The 24,930-nt window shown below is 41.1% G+C and carries 25 protein-coding genes, 1 tRNA gene, 1 rRNA gene and 1 pseudogene; 16 read left to right on the top strand and 12 right to left on the bottom strand.

All coding sequences use genetic code 11. From position 1 onward, the window contains the following. Window positions 1–321 precede the first annotated feature (321 nt). Window positions 322–705 carry a hypothetical protein gene (locus O3603_RS09990; RefSeq protein ID WP_315363996.1) on the bottom strand — a complete coding sequence of 128 codons (384 nt, stop codon included), beginning with the start codon at window positions 703–705 and terminating at the stop codon, window positions 322–324. 2 nt (window positions 706–707) lie between these two features. Next, window positions 708–1,931: pseudogene (locus tag O3603_RS09985) on the bottom strand (tyrosine-type recombinase/integrase). 782 nt (window positions 1,932–2,713) lie between these two features. Between O3603_RS09985 and rrf the strand changes: the two are divergent. Then, a 5S ribosomal RNA gene (gene rrf / locus O3603_RS09980) occupies window positions 2,714–2,826 on the top strand. A gap of 21 nt (window positions 2,827–2,847) precedes the next feature. Then, on the top strand, window positions 2,848–3,558 hold the full coding sequence (locus tag O3603_RS09975) for a hypothetical protein (protein ID WP_371522588.1): 711 nt from the start codon (window positions 2,848–2,850) through the stop codon (window positions 3,556–3,558). Window positions 3,559–3,712: 154 nt separating this feature from the next. Here O3603_RS09975 and O3603_RS09970 read toward each other — a convergent pair whose 3' ends face one another. The 9 genes from O3603_RS09970 to O3603_RS09930 all read right to left on the bottom strand — a co-directional run bounded on the left by O3603_RS09970 (window position 3,713) and on the right by O3603_RS09930 (window position 9,316). Continuing rightward, window positions 3,713–3,934 (bottom strand): hypothetical protein, encoded by a 222-nt coding sequence (locus O3603_RS09970; RefSeq protein WP_314700790.1) that lies wholly within the window; start codon window positions 3,932–3,934, stop codon window positions 3,713–3,715. Window positions 3,935–3,938: 4 nt separating this feature from the next. Next, complete coding sequence (locus O3603_RS09965) at window positions 3,939–4,193, bottom strand: hypothetical protein (RefSeq protein WP_314700789.1); 255 nt, start codon at window positions 4,191–4,193, stop codon at window positions 3,939–3,941. Window positions 4,194–4,220: 27 nt separating this feature from the next. Beyond that, window positions 4,221–5,495: a PcfJ domain-containing protein gene (locus O3603_RS09960; protein WP_371522586.1), complete on the bottom strand. Its 1,275-nt coding sequence runs from the start codon at window positions 5,493–5,495 to the stop codon at window positions 4,221–4,223. 4 nt (window positions 5,496–5,499) lie between these two features. Continuing rightward, complete coding sequence (locus O3603_RS09955; RefSeq protein ID WP_371522584.1) at window positions 5,500–5,916, bottom strand: PcfK-like family protein; 417 nt, start codon at window positions 5,914–5,916, stop codon at window positions 5,500–5,502. A gap of 5 nt (window positions 5,917–5,921) precedes the next feature. Next, entirely contained in the window at window positions 5,922–6,353 is a 432-nt protein-coding gene (locus O3603_RS09950; RefSeq protein WP_371522582.1) for a hypothetical protein, read from the bottom strand. Between the two features lie 353 nt (window positions 6,354–6,706). Next, window positions 6,707–7,054, bottom strand: a complete 348-nt coding sequence (locus tag O3603_RS09945) for a hypothetical protein (protein WP_371522580.1) — start codon at window positions 7,052–7,054, stop codon at window positions 6,707–6,709. A 139-nt stretch (window positions 7,055–7,193) separates the two neighbouring features. Further along, the gene (locus tag O3603_RS09940) at window positions 7,194–7,661 is read right to left on the bottom strand and encodes a DUF1896 domain-containing protein (RefSeq protein WP_371522578.1); all 468 of its coding nucleotides are present in this window, start codon (window positions 7,659–7,661) and stop codon (window positions 7,194–7,196) included. A 25-nt stretch (window positions 7,662–7,686) separates the two neighbouring features. Beyond that, window positions 7,687–8,919 (bottom strand): site-specific integrase, encoded by a 1,233-nt coding sequence (locus tag O3603_RS09935; RefSeq protein WP_371522576.1) that lies wholly within the window; start codon window positions 8,917–8,919, stop codon window positions 7,687–7,689. A 312-nt stretch (window positions 8,920–9,231) separates the two neighbouring features. Further along, a tRNA-Ser gene (locus O3603_RS09930) sits at window positions 9,232–9,316 on the bottom strand. 987 nt (window positions 9,317–10,303) lie between these two features. Here O3603_RS09930 and O3603_RS09925 point away from each other — a divergent pair. The 10 genes from O3603_RS09925 (at window position 10,304) to O3603_RS09880 (ending at window position 16,299) form a co-directional block, all read left to right on the top strand. Next, window positions 10,304–10,573: a peptidase gene (locus tag O3603_RS09925; protein WP_371522574.1), complete on the top strand. Its 270-nt coding sequence runs from the start codon at window positions 10,304–10,306 to the stop codon at window positions 10,571–10,573. A gap of 55 nt (window positions 10,574–10,628) precedes the next feature. Beyond that, window positions 10,629–10,886, top strand: a complete 258-nt coding sequence (locus tag O3603_RS09920; RefSeq protein ID WP_006045894.1) for a hypothetical protein — start codon at window positions 10,629–10,631, stop codon at window positions 10,884–10,886. A 174-nt stretch (window positions 10,887–11,060) separates the two neighbouring features. Continuing rightward, a complete protein-coding gene (locus O3603_RS09915; protein ID WP_371522572.1) occupies window positions 11,061–11,807 on the top strand; it encodes a hypothetical protein in 747 nt (248 codons plus the stop codon). 1 nt (window position 11,808) lies between these two features. Next, on the top strand, window positions 11,809–12,867 hold the full coding sequence (locus tag O3603_RS09910; protein WP_371522570.1) for a hypothetical protein: 1,059 nt from the start codon (window positions 11,809–11,811) through the stop codon (window positions 12,865–12,867). Further along, window positions 12,864–13,856 (top strand): DUF3289 family protein, encoded by a 993-nt coding sequence (locus O3603_RS09905; RefSeq protein ID WP_371522569.1) that lies wholly within the window; start codon window positions 12,864–12,866, stop codon window positions 13,854–13,856. The genes O3603_RS09910 and O3603_RS09905 overlap by 4 nt, the downstream gene beginning before the upstream one ends. Before the next feature lie 2 nt (window positions 13,857–13,858). After that, window positions 13,859–14,443, top strand: a complete 585-nt coding sequence (locus O3603_RS09900) for a hypothetical protein (RefSeq protein WP_371522567.1) — start codon at window positions 13,859–13,861, stop codon at window positions 14,441–14,443. A gap of 114 nt (window positions 14,444–14,557) precedes the next feature. Beyond that, window positions 14,558–14,944, top strand: coding sequence for a hypothetical protein (locus O3603_RS09895; RefSeq protein WP_371522565.1), 387 nt, complete (start codon window positions 14,558–14,560; stop codon window positions 14,942–14,944). After that, the gene (locus O3603_RS09890; RefSeq protein WP_314518838.1) at window positions 14,917–15,135 is read left to right on the top strand and encodes a glycohydrolase toxin TNT-related protein; all 219 of its coding nucleotides are present in this window, start codon (window positions 14,917–14,919) and stop codon (window positions 15,133–15,135) included. Before O3603_RS09895 ends, O3603_RS09890 begins: the two co-directional genes overlap by 28 nt. Further along, on the top strand, window positions 15,135–15,548 hold the full coding sequence (locus tag O3603_RS09885; RefSeq protein WP_371522563.1) for a hypothetical protein: 414 nt from the start codon (window positions 15,135–15,137) through the stop codon (window positions 15,546–15,548). The genes O3603_RS09890 and O3603_RS09885 overlap by 1 nt, the downstream gene beginning before the upstream one ends. Continuing rightward, window positions 15,535–16,299: a PKD domain-containing protein gene (locus O3603_RS09880; RefSeq protein ID WP_371522561.1), complete on the top strand. Its 765-nt coding sequence runs from the start codon at window positions 15,535–15,537 to the stop codon at window positions 16,297–16,299. The genes O3603_RS09885 and O3603_RS09880 overlap by 14 nt, the downstream gene beginning before the upstream one ends. A 331-nt stretch (window positions 16,300–16,630) precedes the next feature. Here the strand turns inward: O3603_RS09880 and O3603_RS09875 are convergent, their stop codons facing one another. Further along, window positions 16,631–17,056, bottom strand: coding sequence for a DUF6078 family protein (locus tag O3603_RS09875; protein WP_315441322.1), 426 nt, complete (start codon window positions 17,054–17,056; stop codon window positions 16,631–16,633). A gap of 411 nt (window positions 17,057–17,467) precedes the next feature. On the opposite strand from O3603_RS09875, the gene O3603_RS09870 reads away from it, so the two are divergent. The 4 genes from O3603_RS09870 to O3603_RS09855 all read left to right on the top strand — a co-directional run bounded on the left by O3603_RS09870 (window position 17,468) and on the right by O3603_RS09855 (window position 24,922). Next, on the top strand, window positions 17,468–20,782 hold the full coding sequence (locus O3603_RS09870) for a SusC/RagA family TonB-linked outer membrane protein (RefSeq protein ID WP_371522559.1): 3,315 nt from the start codon (window positions 17,468–17,470) through the stop codon (window positions 20,780–20,782). Between the two features lie 11 nt (window positions 20,783–20,793). Next, the gene (locus O3603_RS09865) at window positions 20,794–22,365 is read left to right on the top strand and encodes a RagB/SusD family nutrient uptake outer membrane protein (protein ID WP_371522557.1); all 1,572 of its coding nucleotides are present in this window, start codon (window positions 20,794–20,796) and stop codon (window positions 22,363–22,365) included. Window positions 22,366–22,379: 14 nt separating this feature from the next. Beyond that, complete coding sequence (locus tag O3603_RS09860; protein ID WP_311454294.1) at window positions 22,380–23,267, top strand: putative zinc-binding metallopeptidase; 888 nt, start codon at window positions 22,380–22,382, stop codon at window positions 23,265–23,267. A gap of 377 nt (window positions 23,268–23,644) precedes the next feature. Next, the gene (locus O3603_RS09855; RefSeq protein WP_036895281.1) at window positions 23,645–24,922 is read left to right on the top strand and encodes a DUF4302 domain-containing protein; all 1,278 of its coding nucleotides are present in this window, start codon (window positions 23,645–23,647) and stop codon (window positions 24,920–24,922) included. Window positions 24,923–24,930: the final 8 nt, after the last annotated feature.

Raw genomic sequence — 24,930 nt, 5'->3', positions numbered from 1 at the left:
AATTGAGGGGAACAGGAGGATAATTTTGCAGGATTTGTCGAGGGTTGCTGAAAAAGGGAAAATGCCTTTTTCTTTCATCGTTCGCAAGCGTCTGATGATATGTTGATGAACTTGCAATCGCCTGATATTCAATCATATTATATCAATATTCATCAATTCATCAAAATAAAAGAAGTTGTGTTCGGTATGTTTTTCTTTTCTCGGCAGTCCTATACGACTCGTCCCTGACTGTTATCCCTGCCCTTCAACCACCAAAAAGAAAAAGGTTTATTCCCCATCGACACAAGGGGATAAACCTCTATAAACATCTGTCAAGGCGTTTCAGCAGGGACTGCCTGCCCGTGCAGGAAGGAGCATGACAAACTTTTCGTGCCGTTCGTTCAGCATTGCGATGACATGCTCCCGAAGCCTTTTTGCCCTTTGCGACCTGATACGGAACGCAAGGGCTATGACCATTTCAAGGCTGTACGCATCAAGCCAGCGACCCTCCGCCACCCTTATGTTCCTCTCTGCCGTGCAGGGATGCAGCAGCCCGACCTTGTATATTTCCTTGACCTGCGTGCGGACGGAATGTCCGAACACGCCAAACAGGTTGGCAATCTCATACTCGCCCATCCATATCTCGCAGTTGGGTATAGTGACGTTCCCGTGTTCGTCCATCGTGATTATCTGACGAGCATTGTTGTTTGTATCTTTCCCTTCCATTGTTATCCTATCTTGATATTGCCGAATGATACGTTGAGCTTACTGCCGAGCATGGAGAGGTCGGTGTCGAGTTTCTCGGTGGTTATCTTCGCATAGAGTTGCGTGGTTACGATGTTCGTGTGTCCGAGTACACGGCTCACGCTCTCGATGGGCATGCCCTTGCTGAGTGCCAATGTCGCAAAGCCGTGCCTTGCGCAGTGGAAGGAGATGTCCTTTGTGATACCGCACTCGCAGATGACTTTCTTGAGCCTCTTGCAGACCGTCCAGTAGTTGATGTCCCCGAATATGGAGTTGTCTTTCTGAAACGGTCTGTATCGTTCGATGATTTGCAGGGGGGACATCAAGCAACTTCACTTGGAACGGAACATGCGTCTTGTGTCTTCTCGCAAGTATCCACTTCTCGCCGTTCACCTCCACTATATCGTCGGTGGTGAGTTCCTTCAGGTCCACGAACGAAAGGGCGGTGAAGGAGGCGAAGACGAACAAATCACGCACGAAGGCGGAGTGACTGTCGGCGAACTCGTGCAACATCAGTGCCTTCAGCTCGTCCTCCGTAAGGAACTCACGCTCCTTCGTGTTCGGACTGACATGGAACTGCGCGAACGGGTTTCTGGGTATCTTGCCGTTGAAGTGCGCACGCATCACCACGCCCTTGAGCCACATGCAGTTCAGCCAGATAGTGGCGTTCCTGTTTCCTTTCACCGTGCTGAGGTACACGGCGAAGTCCCTGATGAAGTCGGGGGTGAGTTCCAGCATCGACATATCGCTGCGGTTGTACTTATAGCGGATAAACCTCGCCGTGTTTTCCCTTGCCCTGAGCATCACCTTGTATGTCCCCATGCTCCTGTCCTTGCCCACACGCTTGAGCAGGGAGGCGCAGTCCCTGTCAAAGGATTTGAGCAGGGTGTCGTACTCGCTGCCAAGCCCCTGATAGGCGTTGCGCACCATCTCTGCCGTGACGAATGCCTCACGATCGGAAAGCCTTTGGTAGTGCTTGATGATTTGCGCCTTGATGTTGTCAAGCGAGAGATTGGTTGCGATGGCTTCCTTGCTCCTACCTTTCGCCCTGTTGCCTCTCACATCCCACAACTCCCTCGGGATGGTGCGCTTGCAGCTGAACTGTGCCACCGTGCCGTTGATTGTTACACGCCCCATGATGGGGACGATACCGTTTTTTCCTTGCTGCCGTTCACATAGAACAGCACCTTGAATGTGCTTCTTGCCATTGCCTCTTCTTTTTGGTTGCAAAATTAAACATGAAAGAGCCTAACCCTGCTATGCAAAATATGGAGCAACAAAGCAACAGCAACGGATGCACGGAAAATCGCTGTTTTTCTCCTTTTTGGTGGAGGTGGTTACCCTGCTTTCGGGTAACGATTTGAAAACCTTTCTATTTCAATAATCCGCATATTACTGCCTCGTGGCAGGTGGCGGATTTTCTGCAGTTTGCGCCGTATGTCCTTAATAATCAAGCCCAATTGCGTTAAACTGCCGACTTTATGCAAATATTACAACAATTTTATGTAAATTTGCAAATGTACTTTTTGCCTATGTGCTTGAAGTACATAAGCCATATATATGGAACAGATAAATTTAATTTCAGTTTTAATCAAATTTTTTATGGAAAAGAAAAATTATTGTTAGGACTGCTTAGCGAGATGCTAGGCAGATCCCGCCGTGAAAAAGGCGTTAAACTCTACAGAGAATTTGACTGGTTTTGTCTCAGTAGCAATTTCTATTTTATCCATGGGCAATCCTGTAGCTGATGCGTTCACCGCAGGAAGCTATTTGGCACATATAGGAAAGATGATTTGCGACTCGAAACAACGACCGAAAACAAAGATTGATTGGGTATAGGAAATGCTACTACTATTTTGTTTCGTAGCAAGTATAGTATCACTATGTGGTATGTGTTTGCCCATCTTGCTTGTTAAGATAGTAACAATCTTATCTTTGACGCTATTCTTTGCTGCTTGGTAGCCTACGCTACCATCTTATTAAAGTTATCGAGGGTGACTATAATTGCGGTGGAACTACCTCTTAACCATTCCGAACAGAGAAGTAAAACCCGAAAATGCCGATGGTACTGCAAAGTTGTGGGAGAGTAGGCAGTTGCCCATTTTATTTTTAAAGATTAAATAAATGAGAAGTTTAAATAAAGAAGAACAACAATTTTGCAATCGAATATTGCAAGGAAATGGAGATAATAATTATATTGGCAATATAATAGATGATAAATTAGATAATGTCAGAATTGTCATGAATAGACAAAACTCTAGTGTACAAATTCGTGTAACTATATCAAGCCAAAATCCTACAGACGAAGATTATAGTTATGTTAAAAAGCGTAATACTGAGGTTTGTGAACTTATTCTTGAGGTCGTAAATTTGATACAATTATTAGAGAAAGAACATTATATCATGACCTTGCGTCGGGCAAACCAATTTCAAAATCCAATGAGTATGGGAAGGGGGGTCGTTAATTTGCCTTGTATTAGTTCGGATATACCAGATTCTAATATTACTAATCTTTTGATAGAATATTGTGAAAAGGAAATATATGTCACGGAGGAATTTAGGCTGTTCTGTAACAGAGGATTTATAGCACGAGATGAACAACGGTTTCAAAAACAAATTAAATTGACCTATGGTGCCTTGATAATATCAATTCTTGCACTTTTGTTTAATACAGGTTTCAATGTTTATACTCAAATCATAAATAATAGAAATATAGAAAAGAATAAAACGGAAACTTCACACAACTCATATACAAAAAACAAATTTGCAAAAGATAAAGATGTCAATATTATGAGCACAAAAGATTCTATTTGCAGACAGAATAAGCATAAATAGCCTGTTTGACAATTTAAAATATTGTAGTTCTTATAATTTAAGTTTCTTTGCGACTTTCTTTTGCTTCTTTGCTTTGGTCGCCTGCTCGTTCAAAGACAAAGAAAAGAAGCCACGCAATTTTCGGTTTGCGTGGTTCTTGGCATAGTTTGTAATGCTATTTCTGGACTTTCGTTATCCTGTCTATGTGCTTATTGGGATGCTTGTCAAAAGCCCAATTTATTTCATCATCGGGCAAAGTGCTGTGAATGCTTCCACCCATAACCAACCCACAATTTAGCAGGACTTTTTGTCGTGCGTCTTCCTTGTTCTCCGCAACCACTTCGAACACTCCCTCAAAGATGTATTGCGTCCGAACTCTGTAAACTTTCTTCTTCATAATGTTAAAATTCAACCTTTAATAATCTGTATTCCTTTGGCTCTCCATTGGATAATTTGCGGTGTTTAAGCCAAAAATGATGCGCACCATAACCGTAGGCAAAGAACTTGTTAAGTTCTGTTTCTTCAGCTATTGTGTTGATAGCCGACCTTAACTCCTCTTTGTTGTCGGATAGGGTTATTGCGTTGATAACCCTAATGAGAATATGCGGTATCTCATCCGTCCAATTGTAGATAATGTTCTCAATCTCTGTTTTCATATCTCTGATAATTTAATGGTTCATACTTTATGCTGTTGCTTTCATTCTTCGGCTTATAAGACCTCGATTGGCATTGACAAGGTTTACTATCTGCTCGTGGTATTCCGTATTCTTGTTGCACACTCCACGACTTTGCACCACCTCCAAAGTTCGTAATGATACTTCAATGGTTTCTATTCGCTTGCCTTCAATGGTAGCCGAAAGGATAAGAGAGTCCTCCTTAAGGTAGTATGCATTAGAAAATACGCAATGGTGCATTGATACACCTTCTTCAAAATGCTCCTGCACGCTCTCCAACACGTGGACTTGGATTGTACCGTCTGTGAAACAGATACCGAAAAACTTGGATTTGAGTTCCTTGAAACGCTTTTCATCTTCCATTGCCTTCTTTTGCTTCTGTTCTATTTCCTCCCTTTCACGCTGTCTGAGAAGTTCCTCGTGTCTGCGGTCGTGTTCGCCTTTAAGGTCTGTGGGGCATAAATATTTTGGATTATGAATATCCTTACCTAATCTTCTAAGTGTATCTACATAATCACTCCAAAGAGAAATGTCTGCTATCTCATAACCATTACGGACTGCAATCTTGTAGGACTGCCATAGTTCTTCAAAAGTTCTCTTGTTGCCAAGAAAGTAACGTAAGTGGTCTGTCCGACCTGCTTTTAGCAATGTTTCCACTCGGCTGTCTGTAAGCAATGCAGGAATAAGTTGGGTAGGTACGATGCCATAGAAATTATCCTTAAAACCATTTCTACGAAGTATGTCTGTAACCTTGAACTTCGGATATATCTGTGAGTAGGCAATATGCTGATAGGCTTCATTATCGTTGCGGATTGCCATAGGACTATAATAGGAAAAGGTATCAACATAGTGTCCCAATACCCTCTGTATGGCAACCACAGTTTTTCGTCCCTGCATATTCCACCAATATTGCCCAATCTCTATTATAGAAGTCTGTGCTTTGTAACCTTTCTCCATACCCACAATAAGTAGGAACATACGCAATACTTGAAACTCTCCACAAGTAGTAAGTAGGGTGAAATACTGCTTCTGCTGCAACTTGCGCTCGTATGTTTCCTTGACCTGCAACTTTGCCCTGCAATGAGGGCAAGTGCAAGTTTCTCTATGTTTGTCCATTACCCAACTATGCCCACAATCCATACAAGTGGTGCGACTTTTTGGCAAGCGGTAGGCGAAGTGGTCAATACACTCACGGAATGCCCACTTACTTTGTTGCTTGGTTATCGGGCGAAGATGCTTGCTTTGTTCCAAAACCTCCTTTTCAAATTTGTTTCTCGGTTTCATAGGCTTAAAAATCAAATAGTGATGGTTGTACGGTTGCTATGTTCTCAGTTTTTTTCACTCGTGCGTTACGGCTCTGTAACTTGGCAAGTTCCTCACGCTGATATTGCTTAATGGCTTCCTGCCTTGCTTCGGCTTTTTCTTCCTCCGTGAGTTCTACAATGTGATTAACGGCAACTTGGCAAGAAATAGCCTTACCCACCTCTATATCGTCCTCATCATAGTAGTGAACAGCCATAGAGAAGATTTCATCATCATCAAAGCCGTTGCAACCGCTTTTCTGCACTTCATTAAGAATGTAGGTGATGCACTCCTCGATATTCTTGTTTGGTTTCATCAAGTTAGGGGCAAACAAAGGGTCTGTCATAGCACGCTGATTGAGATACTCGGCTATTGTCCGTGTGAAATGTTCTGTTCCTTTCATATTGCTTAGTATTTTGGGATTTCTACTATTTGATTGATACGCCCATATAGGTAGGCTCTTAGGCTTGTTCTGTCGGGTGCGTAATACTCTGTCCATTGTCCGTACTGATTGACAAGGTATTTCCTCAGTACATCAAAGAAGTCAAAGCGATAGCCTTGCAGTGGGACGGCTGTTCGGAAATAGGTGTTTGAGTTCACCGCCTCACATAGCCAATTCTTTTCCTCACGGCTCATACACTCGCCACGATTGAGTTTTACACGCAGGAGATATACTTTGCTATTACAAAGGCTCTCCAAAGGGGGAACGTTCCATTGTACAAACTTAATTGCCAACACTTGCTCACTTTTTTCAGCCGTAGGGTTAATGCGGTAATGAGAGGAGGAGCTATATCCTTTTCTGTTCATCGAAGATGTTGTATTTACTTTTTGCTTATCCATAGCGACATTTTTTTTATGCGTCCAAAGATCGGAGTATGCTGATTCCTTTTTGTAGCAAAATAGAGGTAGCGGGGCGAGGCTTGCACAAGGTTTTGGCGGAAAATACAACCCGTAGGCGTGGAGATTTTCCAGACAAACCAAGCGGCATAGACCTTTTGAAAGCCACAAGCCCCGTACTACCTTTGCGGATAAAAAGGGAACAGCATCCGTCTTCTTGTCATCGCATATCGTGGAGCATAGGAAAAGAAGCAAAAGTGCAACGCTCGTAGTGGGAAATAGAAAAGGTGGCTATCTCAAAATGCGAGATAACCACCTAATGAAATAATATGAAAGGTTTTACAGAGCTGTGCTTCTCAAAGCACGCATAGCAGGATGGCACAGAGAATCGCCAGCCAGAAGAGAATGCTCAGCAGCGTAATTGTCATTTTTAGGATTACCCTGACTATAAAGCGTAGTATCAGAAAACCTGCAATGACAGAGACGGCAGTTACGACTTGCGGCGTTACAATTTTCGAGATAAGCCAAATGGCACCGATAATGATGGAAAGTAGGATAGCGAGTTCGATGAAGCGTGTCCAACCGAAACGGCGGACTTGCTTGGGAGAAATCGACTGCTGCTTGATTTTATCGGTTTTGTTCGATGCGTCTGCCTTGATGAAGGCAGGTGTGTGGACATCTTGATTCATGATGATTGTATTCATATCGGAGCTTTTAATAGTTCAAGAGCAATAACAAGATGCGCAGGCTACACAAAGACAAGTGTTTGCACAAACTCTTGGCGTGTGGAGCGGAGCGTTTATCTTGGCTCTTGACACTACAAAAGCTTCCGATGGTATTACATCAAGTCATGTTCTCACTATCGACAGTTGGCAGACCATTAACCTCGATGATCAGAACGATTGTCCCTGTCAGTTCGGTGTAGAGTTTCTCATACTCTGGACTTGCACCAAAGTCGTCCGTCAGCTCATACTTGTCGAAAACACTTTGCACAGCCTTATTCTTCAGAAGCATTGGTGTTAGTCTTTCAGGAAGAGGAGAGGGCAGTTCTTTCTCGAACTCATTCTCTAAGACAGACACAAGCGTATCGTACTTGGAGAAATGCAGTCCTTGATACAGAACTTCGCTTGCCATCGTCTCCGCCTCTGGGTGAGAAAAACCTTGTGCTATAGCATCGCAGTAAGCTGTCAATGCTTCGTCTGCGCGAGCAGTTATAAACGTATTTTCATTCACTCTCTCTGGAAAATGCTCTCCGAGATACGCTTCCAACTTCAAACGGAAGTAAGAAAGTTCTTTCTTTGTTGTTGTCATAATCTTCTTGGTTTAGGGTTATACATTATTTTGAGTTGATGCCCATAGCAACATTGAACTTGTCTAACTTGCCCGCCAACTGTTCCATATCGTGTTCTATTTTCTTATTGGTAATACGGGCATAGATTTGTGTGGTTTTAATGTTGGTATGTCCCAGCATCTTCGACACACTTTCCATAGGAACGCCCTTGCTGAGCGACATGGTCGCAAATGTATGCCGGGCAAGATGGAAGGTCAGGTTCTTCTTGACACCGCAAAGATCGGCTATTTCTTTTAAATATGCGTTGGTTTTCTGATTCGTTAATATAGGAAACAATTTGCCATCCCGATAGGTCTTATGACTGTACTTGGCTATGATACTTCTGGGAATATCGAGAAGCAACACATTGGTTTCCACGCTTGTTTTCTGCCTCTTGGTCATAATCCACTGCTTATCATCAAGTGTTACGATATTGTCCGGTGTGAGATTGGAAACATCAATATATGCTAGACCTGTGAAACATGAAAAGATGAAAACATCCCTTACTAACTCCAAGCGTTGAATAGCAAGATCCTTGTTGGCTATCTTCATAATTTCCTCATCCGTGAGAAAACCACGATTAACTGGCTCCAAGTGAAAACGATGATTGAGGAAGGGGTCGTGAAGAAGATAACCACGTTTTTGCGCATAGATGGTCACGGTTTTCAGTGCCTTCAATTTCTTGACTGATGTGTTATAGGCACACCCAGCCGCCGTACTCAGATATAACTCAAAATCCTGTACTACGGATGGCGTGAACTCTGCCAGTCCAATATCTTTCTTCCCATACTTATAGATAAGGAATTCTGCGAAATGCCTTCTTAAAACGCTGTACTTTTGCAGGCTGTCCTTGCTGATGGTATGTCCGACACGCTGTCTGACATCTTCGTTGAACTTGTCGAATATAGGGAGAAAGGTCGTGTACTCCCTGTCTTTCCCGACAAAGAATGAGCGGATTTTATCCAATGACAAGGATTCATCATCCTCGAATTTGTGGTAAATGTTATTCAGCATTGTGGAAATGGAGTCCAATGCGGCATTAGCGGATAAGGCTTCTGCCGTCCGACCTTTGAGCCTGCTGGTAGTGTTATTCCACAGCGACTTGTCCACGAATATTTTCGTAGATCCGAAATTAGCCATCTCTCCGTTAAGGAATACTCGGAGCATTACAGGCGACTTTCCTTCTTTGTTCTCATAGTTTGAACGTAGGTAGAAGGACACCTTGAAATTTGTTCTCATAATGCATCATTCTTTTGTGTAGCACTCGGCTGCAAAGTTAATACTTAATACATTGAAAAAGAAAGAGTTGATGCCGTCAATATGGTATTCAGAATCCCGTCACTGCTACATTTTTTGCTACTGCAATTTTTGTGTAGCAGTAAGTGTAGCAGAAATTGACCGAAAGATGACTGTCAAAATATAGGGTTATGCCGTCAGGCAATGAAGGTATATACAAAGAAAAATCGTTGTAAAACCTTGATTTTACAACGATTATCTAATTTTTGAAGGCTAAAATGAAGACCCTTGTGAAGACCTTTTAAAGCCTATTAGCGGAGAGAGAGGGATTCGAACCCCCGGTACCTCTCGGTACGACGGTTTTCAAGACCGTTGTAATCGACCACTCTACCATCTCTCCAGAAGGTGTGATTTGTAGTCAACCTGCTTCCTTGTTTAAAGCGAGTGCAAAGTTAAGAATAATTTCTTTAACTACAAAACAAATAGACATTTTTTTTCAATATTTGTGTATAAAAGTGGAAGATAGCCTTGTGATTTCCTGATTTAGATGGGTTGTGTGCGCAAATCTGTCTTATTTGTAGCGCCAAAGATGATATTCATGAATAGTTAGATAATCTTACACCCAAAGACGTATATTTAGGGCAAGGGGAGAAAATCAAAAAGATAAGAGAAATAATAAAGCAAAATTCAATTAACAAAAGAATTTTTAATAATAAAACAATGAAATATCAGAGTAAATAACTACATTTGCAGTTGTGCATTTTTGTTTGACAACGTACAAATTGGGAAGACTTATAAATCTTAAAACTGGCGAAATTATTATTTTTTAATATATGAAAAAGAGGAAAATGACAACGATGTTAATTAAAGTACTCAGACATGATTTTGGGTTCTATAACTCAGTATTTAAATGGGATGCTTTACCATCACCACTAGATTCTTCTTTTGAGTATTTATTACCTATATTGGAACTGTGGGAAGAACAAGGATTTATCAGATTATTCAAAATAGATGACGAACAAATGATAGAGGTCTTGAAACCACCAAGCATGAAACAAATCACTCACATAAAGAAAGATCTGTCAAAAGAATGAGGGGGATTAACGAAATAAAAAAGGAGTTTCTACACAAACTGGAGTTTTTCTATAGAAATTTGGGTAGCATTTGGTCTGTAGAAGACTTTACAAACAATAGAAATGTTCAGAGTCTCTTAAAAGATTATTTATTGGTTCTTGAAGAAAAGGGTATCGTAAAAATTATCGAAGGCAATAAGTTTAAAATAATGAATTTGCCATCGAGTATAATGTCTCGTCAGTCTAATAGCGAAACTAAAGAATGATAAACTTGAAAACAGGAGAAGTCATAACCTTCAAATAACACATGAACTATGAAACGTAGTAGATTATTATTAATAATAATAAATTATATTTATCACGATAATATTTATTTGATGTCTCCAATTGTTGATTGGAATTTATTAGATGTGCTAAATAAAAATATTCGAAATAATTATGAAAGAATTAGACCCATTTTGTTGAAATGGCAGGAAAATGGATATATAAAATTAATAGAAGATAACGAGATTGCTTTTTCTTTTATTCCAGAGAAATTACCATCAAAAGAAAAACTAATAGAAGATAGCCTGAATTTCAAATAATGATTGATGAGAATGGTGAACTTGAAAACAGGTAGAACAATAACATTAAAATAATATGAAGAGAATAAAAATTGTTCGTGTATTGGCAACTTATATTTGTCATGATCCATTTGCATATAGTCCTATCTGGACATGGGATAGCTTTCCTCCAATTATATATACAGAAAGGGAAAGAATACTTCCTGTATTAAAAGAATGGGAACATAAAGGTTATTTAACTTTAATATATGATGAGAAAATAGCCTTTATCCTTAACGTAGAAAAATTACCATCAAAAGAAAAACTAATAGAAGAAAGTCGTAATATTAAATAAAGAATTGTAGAAGTAGAAAAGAAATTAACGAAGAAAGTATGGGACTTTGCCTATAGCTACCTTATTTGTTCAAAGACAAATCATAGATAGAAGATAACCTGTATGTTACATGGCATAATAGAATATCAAATAAGGGAAATGAAAAAATGTAATATCCTATATCATTCAATAACAATGTTATTCTTTACAACTTTGCTATCCTCCTGTCTCAAAAAGACTACCGTTCCCATCGAATCGGCATTCACCATAGAGGCATCGGAAGATAAAACCTCTCCTGTAACTATTCAACTAAAAAATGAAAGTTACGGAGCAGATGAGTATGAATGGACATATGAAGGAGGCATTCCCTGCAGTTCCAATCAGAAGAGTCCAGGTAAGGTTGTGTTCACGCAAGCTGGTGCTACTACTTTGGAAGTGATACACAATGCACAAAAGTACATTCCAAGTAAATACTACAATACGCTCAAAGGCCTTCAGTTGGAAGATGTTATTGCCCATGCAGATGATGCAGGTGATTTTAGGTTTGATATTCAATGGAGTTCAAAAATCATAACAAATACGGGAGACCAGCAAACTGTGAATATTTTTGTAGACACAAAAAACTACTCCTCTGCTAGCAATATGTTTAAGAATTTGGCGCAATTTAAGGCATATTTGGGTGCTATCGACAACTTCGACAATCTCTATATCATACAACAAGGAGGTAGAGGAGTGACTCGTGAGAAAATAATCAATCGTCTAAAAAGTGTTTTAAATGATGGAAATAATAAAGATGAAGTGTTTGAAGTTATTTGGAATAATGAAACTTTGAGAAAAAATGTTTTTGAAGGGCTTAGCCGTAAGAAAGCATTAGAATGTTTTAGTCAAAATATCAATAGTAGTAATTACGAAATGATTAACTCAATTTTAATTACCAAATAGCATGAAATATAGGACGAGAAATATTGTAAAAGGTGTAAGTGCTTATCAGTTAAAGGAGAATTGGTTGATTCATGATTCTGGGAAAGAATTAAGAAAACACGAATTATATTTAAATAATAAGAATATTGGTGTAGAAGGCGTGTCCGATTACTTTATAAATAAAAGTTTTATTCTATTTAATAAATGGGATGGAAATGACAGCTTTTCCTACGATTTGAAAACTGGCAAGATTGAGGTTATTATACATAACGCACAAATAGTATCTATAAATAAATATCTCATTTATGAAGATACAAACAACGTCTTCCACTACAGAAATAACAATTTTGTAGATGTTTTTTCTTCTAAATATTTCTTTAATATATTGGAAGACAACTACGGGATTACTTATACTAAAACACATTTATCAAAAGCAAATTTTCAAGATGAAATTCTTTGGCAATTTCCTCTTTCTTCATTGGGAGGGACGGAATATGAACCTGGCAAAACCGATAAAATAGATAAAATTTTAGGCATTGCTCACGGCAATATTTGGTTTTATACAGATTTTGGAAGGTTGGTAGCTTTGGACTTGGAAACGGGGGATGTAGTTAAAAAGATATCGGGCAATCCTTCCGACAAGAATTCTACTTATGAAATGACTTTGGGATTAGGAGATTGTTTTTTCCGACCATTAGATAAAAACATTGTAAGTGTTAGTGGATTTGATTTTCAAATCATCGACACTGAGCAGTTAGCAGTTACAGAGCAGTATGATTTTCGGGAAGCCGATCCCATGGGTATAGGAACTTATCGAAGTATATATAGTCCGATGCTTCAAGGAGATTATTTCACCTTTTTGGGGATTAAAGAGGAGGACTTTGGATACATTCGTTGGATTGGTATTTTCGATTATAAAGCCCGCAAACTTGTTTGGGAATATGAAGTCATCAGCGAAGAGGAATTCGATGAAACGAGAAACCAATTAGTGCCTCCCCAACCATTGTATATGAGCGGTAATAAATTGTATGTCAAAGATATCAAAGACAATTTGCATATCTTTGAACGAGAGGATATATGATGGTAAAAGAAAATATGAAAAAAGTTAAGATGCAGAGTAGGAATGTATTAATATTTATGTTTGCTTTCCTTGTCTCTTCCTGTCTCAAAGAGACTGCCGTTCCTATCGAATCGGCATTCACCATAGAGACATCGGAAGACAAAACCTCACCTGTAACTATTCAATTGAAAAACGAGAGTTACGGGGCAGAAGAATATGAATGGACTTTTGAAGATGCACAAGGTAAAGGTTTGACTCCAGCATCAGATGAAATTGCTGAAGATATGAAGTTTGGCACTTCATTCGATCTTTCAACTATCAAGGATGACAAAGTGAGGGAAAACCTTGAGCGGCTCAGTAAAAAATCTGATGATGAACTGTTCAAAAACTTAATCAATTTGGCGGAATGGGTATCACGTGGTGACCTTGAAGGCAATAACAAGAGAATGATAGCCGAGTGGCAGAAAAAAGTATATCAAACATCTGCGGATCATTATACAGATTCAAGACTAACGGATGCAGTGTTTAAAGAGGAAACAACTCTATCTTTGATTTCCGTGGTTAAGCGACTTTTACATGAAGCTCTTAGAGTTGTTAACGGTGATATATCAAGACTCTCTTTAAATAATTATATTAGACAATTTAAAATTAAACGTCCTAAGTTTCCTTTTTCTTCGGATATACTTCACGGCTTAACTTTTGCTTTGAATGACACTTGGGGATTCAAAGTGACGTTGCTAAACTATCAATATGATGCTACAACAAAAAAATATTGGGCTAAATTAAAATTCGATGTATTCGACCATTTCGGATTAGATAAAGACGATGTTGAAAAATTTGGATCGATGGAGAATGTGCAAAAACAGGCTGGAGAATATGCTTCCGTTGCTCTAGATTCTATTTGTCAACAGGCTGCTGACGGTTTCGGTTCATGGTTCATTTTGCAATATAAGAGAGGATATAAGCCATTCGTAACAATGATGTCAAAAGAAATTGAAGGAAGATTATGAATATGAGAAAGTTCTGTTTAGGAGGATTAGTATTTTGCCTTGGAAGTCTTGTCTTTTTTATATCAAGATGTAATATGATTGACAAAAGCAGTTATTATGTCCTTGAATATCGTACAGGTAATACAGGTAATGACAACGAGAAAAAGATATATGCAGCGAGTACTATCCTTGTGGCGAATGCTCCTTGCCTAAAGAACTCATTAAGGAGAAACTTAGAAACTTTTTTTTGGAAAAATATAACACAGGATACAATAAATAGATATAACTCTATGTATGGTTATAGGTTTTATAGGGAGACAAAATATCTCACTAAAGATTTTAAAGAAGGGGGGCAATATAATCCAGAATTTAGTAGCTGGGATAATACAATGGACTGGAGAAATCATCTAGAAGATAGATTAGGAGAGGTATGTTTTTTTTGCCGAGAGGATAAAACAGGATTTTATGTTTGCAGAATCGCCAAGCAGTCTATCGTTTTTCATTGGTTTGAACCTCCTTATGAAGATTTTGAGTATGGAGAAGATTTTGATAATATAAATGACTTCTGGAAAAAGAAGCGAAAAGAATTAGGAATTGACAATACGTGATATTATGACTACAGATGGTTTATGTGCATGGGGCATCCTCCAATACATGAGAGGATACAAACCTTTTGTGACTATGATTCTAAAAGAAACTAACTTTGAAAATGTATTGAAATAATGATATTGAATAAGATAAAAAATAAAATCATAATAGCAAAGATTCCATATCGCTCAATAGCGATATTGCTTTTTACAGTTTTGCTATCATCCTGTCTCAAAGAGACTGTTAAGGCAACTGAGAAAGAATATCAAGAAGCCTTTTTATTGTGGGGAAATGAACAATGGAAAGAACTGAACGAATACTTTATTCGCCATAACCTTAATGATGGGTGGCCACCATATAATGGATTCATAGAGTCTCATAAAGTACCCCTAAAGAGAGGAGTAATTCTTGATAGATATGACTATAATGGCGCAAGTTTTGTTGATGGTATTCACAGAGGGAGATTTGCATCTCTAAAAAGAGTGATGGTTCTATGTTTTCTTTTAAAAGTCGGGCCTTAAGAGGTGATGAAACTGATTATGCAGAATTCTATGATCTTGTTGTTCTGGAAGATATTTCTGTAGAGCAAGGTTCTATTATACCTTGGTTTAATCAACCAGGACAAGGTAGTCAAATTATGTTCTCTGAAGATATTGAAGAACTGATTAAGGAGGGGAAAATAGAAATTCGCAATTTAAAGAAAATAAAGTGATGGAAATTTCAATAAACGAAAAGAGTGTTTTAGAGTTAAATCAACCACAAATTTTTCATCGAGAAGATTTTGTTTGTATAAAAATTCACGACACCGTAGAGCATATATATATATATAAAGAAAATAAATCTGAGAAGTTTGTTGCTTTTGGATTGACATATCCTAACAACAAAGGAGTTCCATTAAAAAAAATCGATTCTATTGCAAACAAACTAAAGTTTCTTAAAAAAAACGTATATGCTAAAACGGGATATATATCGTATAGAATGGAATTTGCAGATGAAATGATAACGCCTTTTGTTATTATAATGTGTAATCACGTGTTCTACTTTGGACTTCTTGCTGGCGATAATTCAAGAGGACCCAAAACTATGATTGTATTATTGGGAGTGCGGAAATATGAAGAAAAATAATATGCTTAGTAGAGTTATACGACTCGTTCTGTTAACGTGTTTAGTCTCTTCCTGTCTCAAAGAGACAGCTGTTCCTATCGAATCAGCATTTGCTATAGAAGCATCGGAAGATAAAACTTCTCCTATAACTATTCAACTAAAAAATGAAAGTTACGGAGCAGATGAGTATGAATGGGCATTTGAAGGAGGACTGCCAAGTAGTTCTACCGAGAGAACTCCGGGTAAGGTTGTGTTCACGCAAGCCGGTGAGCACAAAATAACCTTGCGAGTCTGGAATGCTGTAGAGGAAAGAACAAGCCAGCAAACCATAAGGGTTGATTCCGCCATGACTATAGACTTTGATTTTTCAATCGCTCTCAACGACATTGCCCCGGGCGTGGTATCTATTACCAATAAGAGTAAAGGCGGAAGCCAATACGAATGGACTTTTGAAGGTGGCATTCCCTCTACATCCAACCAACAACATCCGGGAACGATAACATTTGCGGATGGTGGGGAGCATAAAATCCATCTCAAAGTATTCAATGGCAGTAAATATGAGGAACTTACTAAAATTCTAACCCTGCAACCTCCTATGCAAGCCGATTTTTCGTATGCACCTCTGCCTGTTGATCAAGACTGGGAAGCCCCACTCACGTTGAAGACAACCAATCTCACCACAGGAGGATTGTCTTATCATTGGGTATGTGCAGGAGCCAATGTGCTGTCTCCTACAAGTGAAACGAGGCGTAATGGACATTTGGTAGGCTGAAAACCTCTCGGGTTTTAGTAATACCACACAAGCCAAGCCACAAGATCTGCGTATCCAATAAAGACCACGTGTCTAGCTTTCCAGCATGGATTCTCAACTTGTGTCTAGTTTTCCAGTAGACTTACAAAAAGACTGTCTACTTATTCAGCTAATATAACAAAAGAGTGTCTAGTCAAATCAGGAAAAGTCAACCATCCATTAGAATTGAAATGTTCCCAGCGGTGGTACGCCAATGTTCCAGCGGCGGAATATTCATGTTCCGGCGTTGGAACATGAAAGTTCCAGTGTGGGAATATCTGTGTTCCAGCGTGGGGACATGACACCGCAGCCCTTACTTGCGGCGTGGAGGCTTAATATAATGTTCCTCGAAAGCTATAAATTCTGGTTCTGTACCAGGGGCTACCTCTTCAAATATCTCACGTATTTGTGCCTGTTCATCAGGCGATATAACCACATCGCCACGGCGCATTCGCCCTATTTGCGTAAAGCCGAAAGTGTCCTTCAACCGCTCATGAATCTCTGCCTCAGCATTGCCTGTGAGCGTTCCGTAACGCCAACGCATACCACGAGCAAAGCGTCTCAACTTCCATTCATAATACTTCGGGCATTGCGAATAGCCGCCAGCTTGCTCAATGAGTAGGGGATTTGTCACGCTTAGAAATACGTATTCCTCGGCTATCTCCTGTTGGGCGATGTGCCAAAGCGTGCAACTCTCACGGCGTGGGCACTGGGGCATATAGCAACTGTATTTATCCATTATTGTTCAAGATTTAGTTAACTAATATTTATCGCACATGTATGTGCTTGATAGTTGCAAAGTTACTATTTTAAGGAAGATAACCAAAGAAATGTGCGCCGAATATGGGTAATAGCTTACTGAAATTATTATCCCGTTTCGTGTACACTGCCCATAGCTTTTACGCTTGTAAGGAACAAATAAATGCTAAAAAAGCCTTGTATATTAGAAAATTAACCTACCTTTGTACCGCTAAATACAACATCTAAAGGTTATAGATTAGTGTTATTTGATGCCTAAAAGCCACAAAACGTCTTGTATAAGACCCTTTGTCAGAGAAGAATTAATCTACAAGGTTTTATGGAAATAGCATGGTAAACGACCTATTACCAGTGTTGGAAACAATATAAGACATACATTAATTAAACACTTATGAACAAAAAGCTACTCCTGTGTATAGGCATGCTCTTCCTTTGTATCAGCATGGCTTTTTCACAAACCAAGATTACGGGTACGGTGGTGGCAGCCGATGATAACGAACCAGTTATCGGTGCGACTATCACTGTTGTGGGGGCTAAGATGGCAACAGTCACCGATGTCGATGGTAAGTTCTCATTGACCACTGACGTTGCAAACCCACAAGTGACAGTGGCGTACATCGGTATGGTGTCGCAGACGCTGAAGGCTACCACTGACATGCACGTAGTACTGAAATCGAATGCAACAACCCTCAATGAAGTTGTTGTGACAGGTCTTACTCGCACCGACCGACGCCTCTTCACGGGTGCGACCGATAAGTTGGATGCCGACAAAGCGCGCCTCAATGGTGTGGCTGACATCAGTCGTTCGCTTGAGGGACAGGCTGCTGGTGTATCAGTGCAGAACGTTAGCGGCACCTTTGGTACATCACCTAAGATACGCATTCGTGGCGCTACGTCCATCTATGGAAGTAGTAAACCGCTATGGGTTGTGGATGGTGTGATCATGGAAGATGCGGCTAATGTGGGTGCTGACGACCTCGCTTCTGGTAACCCTGAGACGCTCATCTCTTCGGCAATCGCTGGTTTGAATGCCGACGATATAGAGAGTTTCCAAATCCTTAAGGACGGTTCCGCTACCTCTATCTATGGTGCGCGTGCGATGGCAGGTGTTATCGTTGTGACCACAAAGAAGGGTAAGCAAGGACAATCACACATTAGTTATACGGGCGAGTTCACCTCCCGTTTGGTTCCTTCTTATAGCAACTTCGACATCTTAGACTCGAAGGAGCAGATGGGTATCTATCGTGAGTTGGCGGATAAGGGATGGCTGAATCTCTCGGAAGTGCTCAATGGTAGTGAGTATGGTGTATATGGTAAAATGTACGAACTCATTAATCATTACGATCGTACAACGGGGCAGTTTGCATTGGAGAATACGCCCGAAGCTCGCAATCGTTACCTACAACGAGCAGAGTTCCGAAACACCAACTGGTTCAAAGAACTATTCTCTTCGAACATCATGCAGACCCACTCTGTTAGCTTCAGTGGTGGTACGCAGCGTTCAAACTACTATGCTTCGTTTAGCGCACTACTTGACCCAGGATGGTACAAGCAGAGTAGTGTGAATCGTTATACGCTCAACGTCAACCTCACGCAGCACCTTACTGATAAGCTCTCATTGAACCTAATCGGTGGAGCAGCTTATCGCAAGCAGCGCGCACCAGGTACTCTTGGACAGGACGTAGACGTTGTGGGCGGTGAAGTGAAGCGTGACTTCGATATTAACCCTTACTCTTATGCAAGCAATACCTCACGTGTATTAGATCCAAACGAGTATTACGTGGCAAACTTCGCACCATTTAATATCTTCCATGAGTTGGACAATAACTACATAGACTTGCATGCGCTTGATGCGAGATTCCAGTTAGAATTGAAGTATAAACCTATCCGTGACCTTGAATTGTCATTGTTAGGTGCATTCAAATACATGGCATCTACGCAGGAACATAATATTAAGGACGATTCTAACCAGGCACTGGCTTATCGTGCAATGGGCAATGGTATCATCCGAGATGGCAATAAGTACCTGTACAAAGACCCATCCAATCCGAATAAACTACCGCAGACAGTATTGCCCTACGGCGGTCTCTACCATAAGGGAGACAACCGAATGAGTGATTACGACTTGCGTGCAACAGCTAATTATAACCACACTTTCGCAGATAAACACATAGTGAATCTCTTTGGAGGAATGGAGATTAAGAGCATTGAAAGACAGCGTAATGCCTCTGAAGGAGTGGGGTTGCGCTACAATGCGGGTATGGTTCCTTTCTATGTCTATGACTACTTTAAGCGTGCGGTTGAGGCTGGTAACACCTATTATTCCATCGTTCCAACCAATTCACGTAGCGTTGCTTTCTATAGCAATGCCACATATAGTTACATGGGAAAATACGTCTTCAACGGAACTTTACGTTATGAAGGTTCTAACCAAATGGGACGTGATACGAAGGCAAGATGGATGCCTACATGGAACGTGTCGGGCGCTTGGAACGTGCATGAAGAGAGTTGGTTCAATAAGTTATCACCATTGAATAAACTCACCTTGCGTGCTTCTTATAGTCTTACGGGTACTCCCCCAGATGCTTCTTACAGCAATTCAACCGCCATCATAACGGCTTCTAATCCTTTTAGACTATTCGCTGAAGACCAAGAACCACAGCTCGAAATCACCGAGTTAGCCAATGCGAACCTCACATACGAGAAGAAGAACGAGTTGAACTTGGGCTTTGATGCATCATTGTGGAATAATCGTCTTGGTATCACACTGGACTATTATACACGTAAGAACTTCGATGAGATTGGTCCAATGATTACTGCCGGACTAGGCGGACAGATAATCCGTGCTGCCAATGTAGCCTCTATGAATTCTAATGGTGTTGAGTTAAGTCTATCGTTAGTAGGCGTTAAGAACAAGTATTTCACATGGTCAACGAACTTCATCTATTCGTATGCTAAGACCAAGATCACTAAGCTCTTTAACCAAGGAAACGTAATGAGTTTAGTGAGTGGAAACGGCTTCGCTAAGCGCGGCTATCCTGCTCGTGCGTTGTTCTCAATACCTTTTGTGGGCATAAACGACGAGGGTATGCCTATGGTACGCAATGAGAAAGGAGAGGTGACAACCGATGATATCAACTTCCAAGAGCGTACCCAAACAGACTTCCTCAAGTATGAAGGACCGACAGACCCGCCTCACACGGGTTCACTTGGCAACCTCTTCACCTATAAAGGCTTCACTCTTAACGTCTTCGTTACCTATGCTTTCGGTAACGTTGTACGCCTTGATCCTAAGTTCCGTGCCCGTTATAACGACTTAGTCTCTATGACTAACGACTTCAAGAATCGCTGGATGAAACCTGGCGATGAGGCTGTTACGAATGTTCCGGGTATATTGTCAAAGAGCCAGTATATGGCAAATACGAATGTGCGCATGGGTTACAACGCTTATAACTATAGTGATGTACGCATTGCAAAGGGCGACTTCATTCGCATGAAGGAGATTTCCCTCGGTTATAACCTACCAGCACAATGGTTCAAGAATAGCGTTATTCAGAACCTTTCTCTCAAACTCCAAGCCACTAATCTCTTCTTGCTTTATGCTGACAAGAGACTCAATGGGCAGGATCCAGAGTTCTATAACGTGGGTGGTGTGGCGTCACCAATGCCAAAGCAATTCACCCTTACAGTAAAAGTTGGACTTTAAAACTTATGAAGATGAACGTCAATAAATATATAATGTGCCTGTCGCTTGCGTCCGCTGCACTTGCCTTTACATCGTGCAACGACTTCTTGGACAAGTATCCCGATAGTCGTATGGACTTGAAGACACCCTCTGAATCGAGCCAACTACTCGTCAGTGCTTATCCGCAAGGACACCCTGCTTACCTCTTGGAGATGTACTCTGACAATACAGATGAGCAGTTGCACAGTACTTGGAGTGCCTTCGATCGTTTTCAAGAGCAGGCTTATCAATGGAAAGACATTGATGAGGTAAGCAATCCCGAGACGCCTCATCAGTTGTGGGAAGCGCATTACGCCGCTATCTCAACATGCAATGAAACGCTCGATCACATTGATAAGGTGAAGGACAAAGAGGCGTATGATGCGCAGAAGGGCGAGGCTTTGTTATGTCGTGCCTTTGCTATGTTCCAGTTATCAACAGTATTTTGTCAGGCTTATGACAAGACCACTGCGCAGAACAACTTGGGCTTGCCTTATCCTAAGCAACCCGAACGTGTCGTGGGCAGACTCATGGAGCGTGGCACCTTGGCAGAGCTTTACAAGAATATAGAAAACGACTTAGTGGAAGGCATGAAACTCGTTGGAACAAAGTATGATAAGCCTAAATTCCATTTTACCAAGCAGGCTGCTTATGCTTTCGCAACCCGTTTCTATCTTTATGCACAGCAATACGACAAGGCGGTGGAGTATGCGAATAAGGTGTTAGGAGACCATCCTGAGGACATACTACGCAACTGGGCAGAGTGGAACAGACTGGGTCCTAGTGGCAACGTGCAGCCTTATGACTTCATAAAAGCTAGTAAGAATGCCAACATCATGCTGCTTCCTGCACCTTCACAGTGGGGTGTTATCAGTATTCCAATACTTGCTGGTAGCAAGTACGCACACGGAGAGTTGATTAGTAAGAATGAGACTTTGCAGGCTGCAGGACCATGGGGTAACAGCGGAACAGACCTTAACTACACCGTTACCTATAATAATGGTATATCGAAATACGCCTTGCGTAAGATTCCATACATGGCTAAAGTCATCGATACACAGGCTGAAATAGGTATTCCCTATGGTGAGTTTGCTGTCTTTGCAACCGATATCACCCTCCTTGAACGTGCCGAGGCTTATGCTCTCTTGGGACAATATGACAAGGCAGTAGCCGATATCAATAGCGAATTGGCAGTCTTCTCAAAGCATAGAGTGAGCCTAACTCTTGACCTGATAAAGGACTTCTACAATTCGTTGGCTTACTATACTCCTTCACAGCCAACGCCTAAGAAGGAGCTACACCCATTGTTCACTATTGAGCAGACAACGCAAGAACCCCTTTTACAATGTATATTGCAACTGCGTCGATTGGTGACCATTCACGAAGGTTTCCGCCTACAAGATGTGAAGCGATATGGCATTACGATGTACAGACGTAAGGTGGATGTGCAATCGAATGTCACAGCTGTCACCGATACGATGAAGGCTGGCGACCCACGTTTAGCCATCCAGTTACCACAAGACGTGATAACTGCTGGCATTACTCCTAACCCACGTAATAAATAAAAGGAGACTTATTTATGAAAAGAAATATTCTATTGGCTGCTATCGTAATAGCCTGCGGAACCATGGTTCTCACGGCTTGTAGCGATGACAAATTGGGCGGTGATTCCATCTTTCCAACCACTGCGGTGAAACGAAACACGTTCGATCAATGGCTGTATAAGAACTATACTATGCCTTATAACATCGAGTTCCAATACCGCTTGAAGACGGAAGAAACCGATAAAGCCTACAACTTCGTACCTGCCGATTCGGCAAAGACTGCCAAGCTAGCTATCATCACTAAGTATATGTGGTTCGATGCTTACGCCGAAACAGTGGGCTTGGATTTCGTCAAAGAGAACGTTCCGCGCATTATTGTTGCAGTAGGTATTCCTGGCTACACACGCTATCGCACGGAGGTAGTAGGTAGTGCGGAAGGTGGTTACAAGGTGACATTAAGTAAGGTGAACGCCCTTACTGACGACCTATTAAAGGACTACGGCAGTATGACGGGGTTCTATTTCCACACCATGCACCACGAGTTTATGCATATTCTGAACCAAAAGAAACCTTACGACGAGTCGTTTGATGACATCTCACGTGCCGATTATGTCAGTGGCAACTGGACGTCAGTACCTGAGAAGCAAGCCTACTCACAGGGTTTCGTCTCACCTTATTCAATGGAGAATCCAGCAGAGGATATTGCCGAGCTGTACTCTATCTACGTTACAAGTACACCTCAGGAATGGAATAAAATCTTGCAGATTGCAGGTCCAAAGGGTACGAGTATCATCAATAGGAAGCTGAAGATGGTGCGTGAATATATGCGTAATTCATGGGATGCAGACATTGATTTGCTCCGTAACGCTATCCTTCGTCGTGGTTCGAAGATAGCAACGCTCAACTTGGAAAGCCTGGAATAAGAGCGATAAAAGAGGATTCTTGGGAATGTAAAAAGAGTAAGAAGTAAAAGAGTAAAGCCTTAGCAACCTCGCTATTGCCTCTCACTTCTTTTGCTCCCATCATCTCTTTAATTCCAAAGAAAGCCTCCCCTCGCATGGAAGAGAGCCTCCCTTCACATCAAGGAGACGCCCTCTTTACTTCAAGGGAACGCCCTCTTCAAATAGAGGAACGTGCTCTCTCTTATACAGAAATCCTCATCACAAAAAACAAATAATTGTGTTCTAACTCATTTCCGTTAGGCTCTTCGCCTCTTGGGCAGGCTATTGGAAGTTGAAAATAGCCATGAGCTTGTTATCAGGAAAGAGTTTAGACCGTAGAAATAAAACGAAAGAAGAAAATGAAAAAACTATGTTTTCTATTCTTAACCATCGTGTTGGGACTGTCTATGCAGTCGTGTTTACATGATGATAAGACACTCTTCGACCAGCCAGCAGCCGAGCGTATCGACAAGAGTGTATCGGATTATACCCAGCTATTGGAGTCCTCCGAAGGTGGTTGGATGTTACATTATTATGCTGGAAAAGACTATAGTTATGGTGGTTACACACTCTTGTTGAAGTTCAAGAATGGGCATGTAACGGCTATGGGCGACGTGCAAGATCCCGAGGAACAGGCTACTTCTGGATACGAGGTGGTCAAGGATCAAGGTCCGATGTTATCCTTCAATGAGTATAACAAGGTGATTCATCCCCTTGCAGAACCATGGTTGGGCAACCCCGATGGAGTGCAAGGTGACTATGAATTTAGCATTCTTCGTGCTACAAACGATAGTATTTACTTGCGTGGAAGGAAGTGGAAAAACGAGATGGTACTCACTCGCTTGCCTAAAGACGCTAGTTGGGAAGAGATGATGATGGGCATTATCACCGTCAAAGATGGTATGAATGTTAATACATACAACTGCTTCCTTGGCACCGACTCACTCGGTCAGTGCAACATCGATGGATCGACTCGTCGCTTCACAATGACTATAGGTGATAAGACATTGGATATGCCTTATTGCACCACGCCAACAGGTATTTCTCTACGCGAACCATTGTTCTTCAATGGTAAGAAATACCAAAACTTCACATGGAACGAGGAGTCGCGTACGCTCACAGAGGGCGATTTGCGCATTGTACAATACCTACCGAAGAACCATAAGGACATAGACTTCTGGATTGGTACTTGGCGTCTGAAGACAAGCATAAGACGTAAGATAACACTCACACTAAGCATGGGAACGGTGGCAAACACGCTAAAAGGTAAGTTGCAGATAGGTAATGTTGAATATGAGATACTCATGACTTATGACCCTGCAACAGGCAAACTCGAATTGCCTGGACAGCCTGTTACTGACCCTACATATACCTATCCTGCGGGTATCGTTCTAGTACCTGGTTCAAAGGAGGAAGGCAAACTCTTTGGTGAGGGTAAGGGTAGTTTGCTCTTCACATGGGATGAGGATATGGAGCGAGCAACGGCTGATGACAGTGGACAAATCACTGGGCATAAGGTTGACTCATTCTTTGGTGTTGCCTACGGAGAGGACTTGTCGCCTATTATGAAGCCTGATGGCAGTTACACTTATGCGTTTACTTTACCTGGAATAGAGTACATGACGAAAATTAATTGATACTGATT

This window comes from Prevotella sp. 20925_1_30, from assembly GCF_041433025.1.
Taxonomy (GTDB): Bacteria; Bacteroidota; Bacteroidia; order Bacteroidales; family Bacteroidaceae; genus Prevotella; species Prevotella vespertina.
This window is presented reverse-complemented; position numbering and strand designations above follow the sequence as displayed.